Origin of the sequence: Laceyella tengchongensis, from assembly GCF_900182735.1 — a bacterium.
GTDB classification, from domain to species: Bacteria; Bacillota; Bacilli; order Thermoactinomycetales; family Thermoactinomycetaceae; genus Laceyella; species Laceyella tengchongensis.
This window is the reverse complement of the sequence record NZ_FXTU01000003.1, coordinates 132,176-143,605: the sequence shown is the minus strand read 5'-3', so window position 1 is coordinate 143,605 and position 11,430 is coordinate 132,176. Positions and strand designations below refer to the sequence as shown.

The 11,430-nt window shown below is 43.4% G+C and carries 17 protein-coding genes; 5 read left to right on the top strand and 12 right to left on the bottom strand.

Translation table 11 applies throughout. The features are described from left to right. Positions 1–7: 7 nt before the first annotated feature. Entirely contained in the window at positions 8–1,498 is a 1,491-nt protein-coding gene (locus QQZ12_RS07725; RefSeq protein ID WP_284724209.1) for a glutamate synthase subunit beta, read from the top strand. Between the two features lie 524 nt (positions 1,499–2,022). Here the strand turns inward: QQZ12_RS07725 and QQZ12_RS07720 are convergent. From QQZ12_RS07720 to QQZ12_RS07695, 6 genes are all read right to left on the bottom strand, one after another. Then, entirely contained in the window at positions 2,023–2,502 is a 480-nt protein-coding gene (locus QQZ12_RS07720) for a DedA family protein (RefSeq protein ID WP_181352847.1), read from the bottom strand. Between the two features lie 385 nt (positions 2,503–2,887). After that, on the bottom strand, positions 2,888–3,127 hold the full coding sequence (locus tag QQZ12_RS07715) for an LpxL/LpxP family acyltransferase (protein WP_181352848.1): 240 nt from the start codon (positions 3,125–3,127) through the stop codon (positions 2,888–2,890). Between the two features lie 345 nt (positions 3,128–3,472). Then, the gene (locus QQZ12_RS07710; protein ID WP_284724208.1) at positions 3,473–4,057 is read right to left on the bottom strand and encodes a DUF3238 domain-containing protein; all 585 of its coding nucleotides are present in this window, start codon (positions 4,055–4,057) and stop codon (positions 3,473–3,475) included. Positions 4,058–4,082: 25 nt separating this feature from the next. Beyond that, on the bottom strand, positions 4,083–4,280 hold the full coding sequence (locus QQZ12_RS07705) for a hypothetical protein (RefSeq protein WP_102992467.1): 198 nt from the start codon (positions 4,278–4,280) through the stop codon (positions 4,083–4,085). Between the two features lie 37 nt (positions 4,281–4,317). Beyond that, complete coding sequence (locus QQZ12_RS07700; RefSeq protein WP_102992468.1) at positions 4,318–4,902, bottom strand: DUF3238 domain-containing protein; 585 nt, start codon at positions 4,900–4,902, stop codon at positions 4,318–4,320. A 48-nt stretch (positions 4,903–4,950) separates the two neighbouring features. Beyond that, positions 4,951–5,592, bottom strand: coding sequence for an FMN-dependent NADH-azoreductase (locus QQZ12_RS07695; protein WP_106342057.1), 642 nt, complete (start codon positions 5,590–5,592; stop codon positions 4,951–4,953). Between the two features lie 243 nt (positions 5,593–5,835). Between QQZ12_RS07695 and QQZ12_RS07690 the strand changes: the two genes are divergently transcribed. Both QQZ12_RS07690 and QQZ12_RS07685 read left to right on the top strand, forming a co-directional pair. Beyond that, on the top strand, positions 5,836–6,294 hold the full coding sequence (locus QQZ12_RS07690) for a MarR family winged helix-turn-helix transcriptional regulator (protein WP_102992470.1): 459 nt from the start codon (positions 5,836–5,838) through the stop codon (positions 6,292–6,294). 231 nt (positions 6,295–6,525) lie between these two features. Then, positions 6,526–6,780: a hypothetical protein gene (locus QQZ12_RS07685; protein ID WP_154986671.1), complete on the top strand. Its 255-nt coding sequence runs from the start codon at positions 6,526–6,528 to the stop codon at positions 6,778–6,780. 26 nt (positions 6,781–6,806) lie between these two features. On the opposite strand, the gene QQZ12_RS07680 is transcribed toward QQZ12_RS07685, so the two are convergent. Next, positions 6,807–7,283, bottom strand: coding sequence for a DsrE/DsrF/DrsH-like family protein (locus tag QQZ12_RS07680; RefSeq protein ID WP_284724207.1), 477 nt, complete (start codon positions 7,281–7,283; stop codon positions 6,807–6,809). Positions 7,284–7,286: 3 nt separating this feature from the next. Further along, positions 7,287–7,526, bottom strand: a complete 240-nt coding sequence (locus tag QQZ12_RS07675; protein ID WP_102992473.1) for a sulfurtransferase TusA family protein — start codon at positions 7,524–7,526, stop codon at positions 7,287–7,289. Positions 7,527–7,814: 288 nt separating this feature from the next. Between QQZ12_RS07675 and QQZ12_RS07670 the strand changes: the two genes are divergently transcribed. Further along, complete coding sequence (locus QQZ12_RS07670) at positions 7,815–8,117, top strand: DUF3817 domain-containing protein (protein WP_102992474.1); 303 nt, start codon at positions 7,815–7,817, stop codon at positions 8,115–8,117. 41 nt (positions 8,118–8,158) lie between these two features. Here the strand turns inward: QQZ12_RS07670 and QQZ12_RS07665 are convergent, their stop codons facing one another. Then, positions 8,159–8,344, bottom strand: coding sequence for a hypothetical protein (locus tag QQZ12_RS07665; protein WP_102992475.1), 186 nt, complete (start codon positions 8,342–8,344; stop codon positions 8,159–8,161). Next, on the bottom strand, positions 8,316–9,296 hold the full coding sequence (locus QQZ12_RS07660; RefSeq protein WP_102992476.1) for a GAF domain-containing protein: 981 nt from the start codon (positions 9,294–9,296) through the stop codon (positions 8,316–8,318). Before QQZ12_RS07660 ends, QQZ12_RS07665 begins: the two co-directional genes overlap by 29 nt. A 137-nt stretch (positions 9,297–9,433) precedes the next feature. Between QQZ12_RS07660 and QQZ12_RS07655 the strand changes: the two genes are divergently transcribed. Further along, positions 9,434–10,249, top strand: coding sequence for a serine hydrolase (locus QQZ12_RS07655; protein WP_102992477.1), 816 nt, complete (start codon positions 9,434–9,436; stop codon positions 10,247–10,249). A 184-nt stretch (positions 10,250–10,433) separates the two neighbouring features. On the opposite strand, the gene QQZ12_RS07650 is transcribed toward QQZ12_RS07655, so the two are convergent. Next, positions 10,434–10,691, bottom strand: a complete 258-nt coding sequence (locus QQZ12_RS07650) for a hypothetical protein (protein ID WP_022738214.1) — start codon at positions 10,689–10,691, stop codon at positions 10,434–10,436. Continuing rightward, entirely contained in the window at positions 10,678–11,229 is a 552-nt protein-coding gene (locus QQZ12_RS07645) for a S1 RNA-binding domain-containing protein (protein WP_284724206.1), read from the bottom strand. The genes QQZ12_RS07650 and QQZ12_RS07645 overlap by 14 nt, the downstream gene beginning before the upstream one ends. Positions 11,230–11,430 lie beyond the last annotated feature (201 nt).

The following is an 11,430-nucleotide window of genomic DNA, read 5'->3' as shown; positions in this document are numbered from 1 at the left end:
GGAGATTATGGGCAAACCAACGGGATTCATTGAATACAAAAGGGAAGAGCCACAAGAGCGGAATCCGCTTGCGCGTTTGAACGACTGGGAGGAATATCAACTTCCTTTTCCTGAAGAAAAATTGCAAGTCCAAGGCGCTCGTTGCATGGATTGCGGCACGCCGTTCTGCCACGCCGGATTTGAGTTAAACGGTTCAGCATCGGGTTGTCCTGTGCACAACCTCATTCCAGAATGGAACGATCTCGTCTACCGCGGGCGTTGGAAAGAAGCGCTAGACCGCCTGTTAAAAACCAATAACTTCCCCGAATTCACTGGACGCGTGTGCCCGGCTCCCTGCGAAGGGGCTTGTACGGTGGCCATTCATGACCCTGCCGTGACCATCAAAAACATCGAACTGGCCATTATTGAAAAAGGGTTTGCCGAGGGGTGGATCGTTCCTCGGCCCCCCCGATTGCGAACGGGAAAAAAAGTGGCCGTGGTCGGGTCTGGCCCCGCGGGATTGGCCAGCGCCGATCAATTGAATAAAGCGGGTCATTCGGTCACCGTGTTTGAACGGGCCGACCGCATTGGCGGCTTGTTGATGTACGGCATTCCCAACATGAAGTTGGAGAAGCGGGTAGTTGAGCGCCGGGTGCGGCTCATGGAGCAGGAAGGGATCACCTTTGTCACCAACACCGAAGTCGGCAAAGATATAACGATGGATCAATTGCGATCAGAGTATGATGCGGTGATCCTATGCGCTGGAGCGCAACAACAGCGTGACCTGGTGATAGAGGGGAGAGAGTCCGCAGGAGTAGAGTATGCGATGGATTATTTGACTGCGGCCACCAAGCAATTGCTCAATCCGCAAACCGGTGAATCAAACTTATCAGCGGAAGGCAAAGATGTGATCGTCATCGGCGGTGGGGACACAGGTGCCGACTGCGTGGCGACCGCCTTGCGCCAACGATGCCGGAGCGTTGTACAATTCGGCAAGCATCCCCGACTGCCTGATAAACGCCGTCCGGATAATCCCTGGCCAGAGTATCCTCATGTTTTCACACTGGATTATGCTTATAAGGAAGCGGAAGCAAAATTTGGCCGCGACCCGCGCCGATACTCGATTGCAACACGTAAAATTGTCAGCGATGCACAAGGCCGTGTGAAAGCATTGCACACCGTAGATATGGAGAAAATTTATGCACCGGATGGCAGCTATACATTTAGAGAGATACCTGGCAGTGAGCGGATCTGGCCGGCCCAGCTCGTATTGATCGCCATCGGTTTCGCTGGAACGGAAGAAAAACTTCTCTCTCACGCAGGGCTTGCGCACACCAATTTCAAAGTCAACTCCGCTTATGGCGATTACCGCACCAATCTAGAAGGGGTTTTTGTCGCCGGTGATATGCGGCGGGGGCAAAGCCTGATCGTATGGGCCATCCACGAAGGACGGGAAGCGGCCCGCGCATGCGATCAATATTTGATGGCAACCGCAAATGGCGCTGAGAAAGCTATATAAAGATGAATGCAAATGACAAAGTGGGCAGAAATTTTCCCGCTTTGTCATTTTTTATGGCATCGTTGATTTGGATTACGAAGAGTGTACGACTCAGCATACAGAAAATCGCTGGTAAACAGAGTAAATTTACCAAATAAAAGGGGGCTAGACACCGAATATATGGCCTGTTTTCGTCAAAAACACCCCTACAAAACGTTACAAAACAAATATTTTGTAACGTTGTGTAATGATTTATTTAAATTCGATGGTTTTATCCTGCATATTTCTCAATTAACCCTTTCGATCTCACTAGAAAAAGTTAACTATAGTATTGAGAAATGAAATGAAAAAAGTCTTTCAGAGCATATTGTGCACTCTCACTGATCTTCCGTGGCAGGTCCAGTCGCCCGTACGCTGTATATTTGTCGTCTATCCGCCTGCTTTGTATCGAATGTTTGCAAGACAACTAATTAAGCAGATCATTGTTGTATCAACCACTCTCTCCCCGTTCATAAAAAAAGGAGCCTTGCGGCTCCTGACTAACATTAGCTGATACCATATCCAGTTAACAAGTACACGCCGACCCATGCGACGGAGCCACACAAGGCCCCGATCAAATATTGAGAACGGTTCAATTTTAACACACCCGCACCGTACGAGACCCCTATCCGGACACCGGGAATGAAGTATGACACAGGAATCCCCCAAAATCCATATTTGCGCACAAATTCAAGCGAACGTTCTGATTTCCCGATCAAAAAGCGCCATTTGGGAAAGGCCGCAAACAATTTCTGCTTGCCGAAAGCTGCCAGGAAATAGTTGATCAGTGAACCGAACAACACGGCAACAACTGATAAAAGAAAGGTAGGCAACAAAGAGAAAACACCTTTAGCGATCAGTGTCCCGGCATAAAATAGCACGACTTCGTCCGGAATTGGAAACCCGATGATCCCGAGCAGCAAGATAATGAACAATATCGGATAGCCGTAGCAAGCCACCCAACCCAGAATTAACGCTTCCGTCAAACCGTATCGCCCCTTTATGTCAACTCGCTTCAGATGCGGCTTCTTCTTTTTCCCATCGTTCCTCTGCATTAAACCAATAAAACCACTGCCCTGGAGCGTCTTTCACCATCTCCTCCATCTCTCGGTTCAAAAAATTGATCGCTCCCCCCCGCTCTTTGCGATCAAACATTTCGTACGATGAATGGGCTCTCGAAACGTAAGCTGGTGGCAAAACCCTTGTTCTCGAAACCCCATAAAGGGAATGACCGGTATGTTTTGTTCCAGCGACAAGACCGCCGCCCCTCCGGGAGTCCGTGTTTATCTCCCGAAAAAGATAGATTCAAGAAATTGCGGACGGTAAAAATCGCCAAGCAAGAATACTACGCCGTTTTTCTTCAGATGCGCCTTAAGCGTTTTCGTAATCTAGCCCATCGCACCCCAACCGTTGAAATAACAGATAGAAAGGACGAATGTCTTCGCTTTGGGCAGTTACGACTGTCAAGCATGGATACTTCATCGACAAGTACCAGTAATAATAGAAAAAATTACCCAAGTGTGGAGTGAGCAGAATCGCTCCTCTGCCTCTTTCCAATGCTTGCTCCAGAATCTCTTCGCCTTCTACCCGAAATCGCCAGTCGATTGACACTTCTTGCCCTTGTGCCTTTTCACACCATGCTATCGTCCCACCCAGTCCTTTCAGATGAAGGTTAGGCGCTGTTACTCACGTCACTTCAGTGAGGTTCCATTTATGGAGCGGAGATGATAAGGCATCTTTAGGCGCAACGAGATACGTACAAAAGCGACATGATAGATGGAGAGAATGGGAAGAGGGCGTAGATTGATAGAAGAGTACCAGAAGCACAAAACACTATATAAACAGCACGCTAAGAAACCGGTCCTATGTAGAACCGGTTTTTATCTTGATATAAACTCCAAGGAGCTTGTAACATAGAGCAATCAGTGACTGTTTTTTCTACAACGGGTTTACTCCTTATAATATTTTTTCAAAACTGTATTCCATCTCTCCAGCTAGCGCTTCTGGAGTGTCACCAGTTTTCCTGAAATCATGAGTATAAATTTGTTCAAACGGACCAAAATTTACTTGCTTATAAAATTCAAAACATGGGAATCCATCATGTGCACCTTGAATCTTGACAATACCGTCTTTTTTGGCATGTACATTTAATAGATAGTCGACGGGAGGTGCATATAAATTTAATGGATTGCTAGCACTAGCACTCATTTGAAACTTGACGTCATCAGAACTCCATACAATATTCGTACACAAAATACCTTTTGTACTAGCTTTTCCTGTTCTTTTATAAACGGAGCCATCTGGTGCTGTGACTCTTTCTGTTGTTATGCCAGTATTCGCATATGTGAAAATTTCTTTTTTATAAAAATCTATAACTACTTCTTGTTCAATTCTGGAACGCATAGTGTTTACAGCATAAGGTGTAAATTCACGTGCGTCACCTCCGAATTGGATTACATTTCCTGTTTTAATATCTTTCTTAGGTTCAGTCCAAGCCATTGGAATAAATACACTCGCTCTAATTTTAATGATATTAGTCATGAAAAACACCTCTGTAATTCAAATTTTATTTTGGGTAATACATAATATTAACCCATTGAGCAAAACAGGCAATTTCTTTCTCATAATCAAGGTACTCTTCTAATTTATATCTATTTTCAAAAGTGCTAGGGGGTTCCCGCTCTTTCTGAGTCTGGTTCCTTCGCTTGATTAAAAGCGCCCAGTCACTCTGCTTCACATCATGCAAGCTTTCGATCAGGGTCATCTATTTCAATGAGCCTCTCTTGGGCGTAATTTAACTTCTAGATTGTCATTTTAAAACTATATTCCATTTCTCCAGCTAGAGCTTCAGGTGTATCACCAGTTTCTCTGAAATCATGAGTATAAATTTGTTCAAATGGACCAAAATCAATTTGTTTATAAAATTCAAAGCAGGGGAATCCATCATGGGAACCTTCAATATGTGCAACACCACTTTCGTTAACACGTATAGTTAATAAATAGTCAGCTGCAGGTGCTACTGTATTTAAAGGATTACTGGCACTTGCCCTCATTTCAAAAGAAACTTCATCAGAGCCCCACACAACATTAGTACATACAATGTTTTCTGTACCTGCTTTTCCTTTTTTATAATCAATAGAGCCATCTGGATTTGTAATTTTTACAGTTACGATGCAAGCATTTGCATATGTGAAAATTTCTTTTTTATAAAAATCAATAATCACTTCTTGCTCTAATCTTGACCGCATAGTGTTTACAGCGTTTGGTGTAAATTCACGTGCATCACCAGTATATTCGAATATCCTTCCTGTTGCAGGATCTTTAATAGGTTCCAACCAAGCATACGGCGCAAATACACTCCCTCTAATTTTAACGATGTTAGCCACGAGAAACCTCCGTTTCTAATTCTATATTAGGTAATTCACAACAATGAACTATTGAGCAAATCGGATAGCAACTTCTTTTGCATAATCAATTGCCTTGGTTTTAATATTTCCTGCTTCTTGTGGCATTTGTGCCATTCCTTCGGCAATAATTGATTCAATATCGGTAATCCCCATAAAGTTGCAAATAGCTTTCACAAAACGATCTCCAAATTCAAGTTCTTTCATAGGACTTTCTGAGTAAATCCCACCTCGTGCTTGAATATGAACAGCTTTTTTATTTGTTAACAATCCAACAGACCCTTGTTCTGTATATTTAAAGGTTTTTCCTGCAATACAAATGACATCAATATATGCTTTCATTTTGGGAGGAACACTAAGGTTCCACATAGGAGTCACAAACACATACTTGTCCGTGTTAGCAAACTGATCGGTTAACTCATTAATGCGACTTACTTTTGTTTGCTCATTATTAGATAACTCCTCAAATGGTATTCCTTGGCGAAGTTTACTCCAGCTATTTAACACATCTGCATCAATATAAGGGATATCCATTTTATACAGATCAAGATGCATGATTTCATCATTTGGTTTTACTTGTTGATACGCGCCTAAAAATTCTTTAGCGATAGACAAACTAAAAGACTCCATTTCTGTTTTAGGATTTGCTGTGATATATAACACTCTTGCCATTTACTCATCATTCCTCACTTGTTTTCATGTTTGTATTTCCTAAACGGTGTAAAATTATTTGGGTATCCATCCCTTTCACCTATAATAGTTTACCATTCAATAGTTCACTAGTAAACCACTATCTTTTTTCTATTTAATGGTAAACAATCTTGTTTTAGAGGGATTCATTTATAAAAATAGTCGCTTGGCATCATGAACTAAACTTTAGTATCATTATTGGAAAGTGAAGGAGAGTAAAATCATATGGATAATCTATTTGAAAATAATGTAGGTAAATATACATCGATCATTTGGCGCCATGTTCAGTTATACTTGGCTCAGCGTTTGGAATCATTTGGAATCGGTTCAGGACAATATAACTACTTGTTTGCTCTATATGAAAATGATGGTCAAAGCCAGCAAAAGCTCAGCGAATTGCTATTGGTTAATAAATCAGCAACAGTCAAAGCAATAAATAAACTAGAGGAGTTAGGTTTTGTTGAACGTCGAGTCAATCAGGAGGATAAACGTTACTATCATGTTTATCTAACATCCAAAGGCTGGTCTGTTATGCCTCAATTAAAAAAAATTGTAGCAGAAGTTCAAGAGGAATTATTTCGTGGCATGTCAGATGAGGAAAGAACTCTGTTATTACGCCTTATGCGTAAAATGGCTCATAATATTACTACTACCGTACGCCAAGACTGCAATGTAGATAGTTAATATACCAGTAAGTTACTGGTATTCAGCTTGTCGACAAAGTCTGTTATTGCAGGTCGACAAGCTGAGCAACCCTTGTAATGCTTTTTTCATGGCTTCTTTCGTTTGTTTCCAGTACCAGAATAACTGGGGCGATCAAAACCGGATAATTTCTGCCGCAGAACATAAACAACCCCCATTCAGCGTAAGGATAAGCTAAATGGGGTTTTAATTTTAGATTGAGGAGGCGGCACGATGAACCATTCATTCAGTTTGCTACCTGGTGAACAAGCGACGCTCTCTTGTGGCACTTCACCCTTTTTGTTTCGAATCGATATTCTCATCCGCCCGCACGAAACGATCCGCATTCTCCGGCATGTGAATGGCGCACGGCTGGAGCGGATTTCGGAACAGTCGGAAAGCAATACCATCTCCGTCCCCGACCGTTCTTTAGTGCATATACGGTGTTCTGCTGAGGAATGGGATTTTTGCCTTGACTGCATCAATTGATCTGCCTACCGACAACACCTTGCATCTCAGATGAAAAGATTGATGTTCCCATCATTGGCCTCAGATATATAGGTAGCCACCCCGGCAAATTCCATACCGTCTATCAACTCTTCCTTTTGTATACCGAGCACTTCCATCGACATGGTGCAAGCAATCAGCTTTATATCCAATTCCAATGTTATCTGAATCAACTCGTTCAACGTAGCAACATTTTTCTTTTGCATAACCCTTCGCATCATCATCGGCCCCAAGCCAGCGAAGTGAAGCTTGGACAATCCCAACTTCTCGGGGCCGCGAGGCAAAAGCCAGCCAAATGTCTTGTCCATCCAGGATTTTTTCACATTGACCACTTGGTCTTTTCGCATGATATTAAGACCCCAAAACGTAAAAAACATTGACACTTGATTTCCCATAGCCGCCGACCCGGTGGCTATGATAAAGGCAGCCAAAGCCTTGTCCAAATCACCGCTAAACACAACCATCGTCGTTTTTTGGCCGTTCATGGGTCAATCCTCTCTTCGTCCTTTTTTGATCCAAAAGCGATACGTTGAGCCATCGGTTTGTTGCTTAACGATCGTATGCCCATTTGCTCGGGCCCAGACCGGTATGTCTTGTAACGCCCCGGGATCGGTCGTGTGCAACTCCAAAATTTCATTCACGGACAGTCGCTCGACCGTTCGCTTGGTTTGGATCAAGGGGATGGGACATTGCAAGCCTTTGCAATCAAGCACATGATTTGCTTCCATATCGCGCATCCTTTCTTTTTAAAATATCTCCACCAAAATATAGACAGATGCTCCTTGTTTGGTAAGATGAGAAACGGATTGACCCATCCGCGTTCGGTTTAAACGGGATCGAATCGATTTTTAATTTTTTTGAATAATATACGTATTACCATCATAAATAAAATTCAGATTGTGTGTCAATCGAATTTTGACCACTCAGTTAGATTTGCTAAAAGGGACACAGATTGTTAAGATTTTCACATTCAAGGCAGGCACCTTTTATGGTTAACTTAATGCTGGGGTGATAGTATGCTCAAACAACCTTTGGGTCGATTGCGTGTCATTGGCTTTCTTGAAGGAATGTCATATCTCATTTTATTATTTATCGCCATGCCCATGAAATATTTGGCTGACTATGCCATGGCCGTCACAATCACCGGCGGATTGCACGGATTGCTGTTCGTCCTCTTCATAGTTGCTGTAGGCCATGTTGCCATTGTGAACCGCTGGTCTGTGAAACAAATCATCGGCGCGCTGATCGCTTCGGTCATTCCATTTGGCACATTTGTGTTGGACAAGCGCTTAAAGGAAAGCCACTCTCGTGAAGGATAAAAAGATGGGTGGTTAGCTACCCATCTTTTTATCTGTCATGATTAATTCCATTCATCCCGATGCAGCTTGATGAACTCCAGATATTTTCGCTTCATCTCGAGCCGTTCATGATCAAACAATCCATTTTTCATCAATTGCATAAATTGTTTTCTTGTAATGGAACCTTTTCGATAAAGGCGGTTTAACCGTCTGCGCTCTTCAACCGGAAGCTTCTGAATCTGGTTCATCACCTGTCTCCTTCCGTTTGTTCAAATCAATGTGGATCAGCGGATAAATCAGGCTCGCAAAAAGAATCGCTCTTTCGATTTCTATTTTCTCATACGCGTCAACGGGCGTTCCCGTGACTGATAATACCCCAATCGTTTTTCCATCCAGCGAACCAGCCTTGATGGGGACGCACAAAATAGTGCGATACACCTTGCGAGATAACTCTTTGCGGTCGTATTCATACTCCAAATTCTCCACATCTGGGACATAATACAGTTCATTCGTGCGATACGCCTTCCCTGCCGAACTTCCGATAATCGGCGGGCGGTAAAATTTGACCCGGTGCGAATGTCCACTGGAATGGGCATAATGGATCAAGCAGTCTTCTTCGGGATGTTTGACATGGATGATACAACGCGGATTTTTCTCGCGGAAACCCTTAAACGTATTGACAAGATAATCCAGAAGATTCATGAAAATGTCGTCGCGGTTTTGGCGGAAATGTTCTTCTTCCACGATTGCAGTAGCGATTTCATCCGCAGTGTACATGATTTGTGACATCGTGTAAGTCTCATCGTCGTACCGGTTATCCAATTCTTCATACAGTTGCCGTAGCGTATTGATTTCTTGGGTCAGTTTGTTCACCTGTTTTTTTCCTTTGGTTATCTCCAGCTCTTTTTCTTTGATCAGCTCAAGCAATTCTTTCCGTTCTTGCTCCAGTAAAATAACTTTCTTTTCAAGCTCATCATTTTCCTCCTGGCACCGTTCCAATTGGATTAACGTCACTTGCCCCCCTTGATCTGTTTCTTCCAAGTTGCGTCCCATCCAATCATTTTTTCCGGTGGCATAGCGATAAAGATGGATGATAATCATGACGACCAATCCAGCAGCAACAATATATGTGAGGAAACTGAGAAACCATCCCGAACTGTCATTCAATATCTCCAATAATTTGATTAAATCTTCCGCCATATTATCTCCCCTTAACATATGGCATCAAACTACAATCCAAATGATGACCTATAACAATTATATCGAATATTTTATTTTTTCAACAATAAAAATTTTCCTTTATTTATGGGATAATAGGTGGCAGAGGTGAAAATGGAATGACTGTAAATCGTTTAATCCAGAATTTGGAGCATTGGAAAAGCAGAGCCGTTGGAAATTGGGGAGTTTGGATCGAAGATTTAACCAGCGCGACCACTTGGGCATGGAATGAAACCAAATCATTTTACGCGGCAAGCATCATAAAAGTTCCCATCATGGTCGCCGTTTATAAGCAGGCGTTTCTAGGCCGTTTGGCATTGGCCGATGAGATCATCTTGACGGCCGAAGACCAAGTGGGAGGAACGGGCGTTCTGCAACATCTATCACCAGGGCTGCGCTTCTCGGTGCAAGACTTGACCACACTGATGATAATCCAAAGCGACAACACCGCCACCAATATCCTTATTGATCTGTTGGGGACGGAAACGATCCGTGAAACCATGGATGAACTTGGTATGCGACAAAGTACCTTTCACAACAAGTTGATGATCGTACCAGCGGCGCCAGCAGGCCTGAACATGATTACCGCAGCAGATGTTGCCCGATGCTTCCGCCACATCGCGCAGGGTAAGGTTGTATCGCAACACGCAAGCAGACAAATGGTCGAAATCTTAAAAAAACAGCAGCTTCGAGACTGTTTGCCGACGGGACTACCAAGCCAGCACGGGGATATTATCGGCTGGTTACCGGAATGGGAGTTGGCCCACAAGACAGGGATGGTCACCCGGACGCTGCATGATGCTGGCATTTTGTTTACCAAGTCGCGGGCGGTGGTGATGGTTGCGCTGAGTGAGGAGTGTGAATACGAGCAAGCGCAACAACAAATGAAACAATTGGCCCGTTTGGTATATGAGGCATGTCTTGAATCCGATTAACCCCTCCAACACAAAACGATGCGCCGCTCATGCAATAAACGGCGCATCGAGTCCTGCATCAGCACCAATGGTAAGTAAGGTATCATCACCTCTTGACTACAGCTTGATTGAAAGTATTCACATCAATTTATAGCTCATTATGGATGATCTAGTGATTCAGACCATCTATTACATACCTCCCGACCTAATCTTTTGCTTCCATCCACATGCCTTTCACCAAGACCGATTTGATAACCCAACGCTCTCCATCTTTGACGCATGGAAAACGAATGTCCTCATCAGGGTGATAAAGGTACAAGTGCCGATCCGTCTGCAATAACACAATGCTTTCGTGTATCAATCGTTCGATCTCCTGGCCTGTTAAATTTTTCCCCAACCTCTCTTCCAAGCGTTCACGCAGATGGCGCGAAAAATGAAAGAAACGTTGGTTAAAGGCAATCACCTGCCTGCTCTACTTCTTTTAAAAAATGGTACACCAAGTCTCGTTTAAAATCTGGAAGCGCTTTCATCATGGTTATGGTAAAGTGGAAAACGCCCATTCGTTTAACCAATTCCTGAATTTTCTTCTTAGAATTATCTGACACTAATCCGAATTCTTTGGAGAAAAATTCGATGATGTCATCGATCTCCTCTTTAGGCAGCTCTTTTTCGGGCAATTTGTCTTTCATCTCTTTAAGCACGGCGAAGGGAGTCTCCTCTCTTTCCGCCAAATGGATCAATGACAATTCCAGTTTGTTGTCTTCCTTGATCTGTTTCACTTGGGCCTCTAACAAGTCGTTCACTTCCAGATTAAAACCGGGGGGGATTTGCGATATATGGATCAGGCCTGGCAAAAGATGTTGATCCTTGGTCACCACAAATGCCCCATAATCAACCAACTTCGTGACGCGGACGGGTACCATTTCACCTTCTTCATAAGGGACAGCATGTTTGCGGCTAGTTTTGTTCAAATATTGTGAAATCCTCTCGTCGATGCCCATTCTTCTCTCCTCCGTTTTTTTTGGTACTTATCATTATATAAGAAAGGACGACTTTCGTAACAGTGGGCAAATCTGTTTTTTTCAAACAAATCTAGACCATCCGAGGCGATTACAACTACAACCTTCCGCGGTAAAGGGTTAATCAACAAATCATACAACGGCCAGGGCTCCTGCAAGGGATAGCGATTGCAGGAGCCTTGG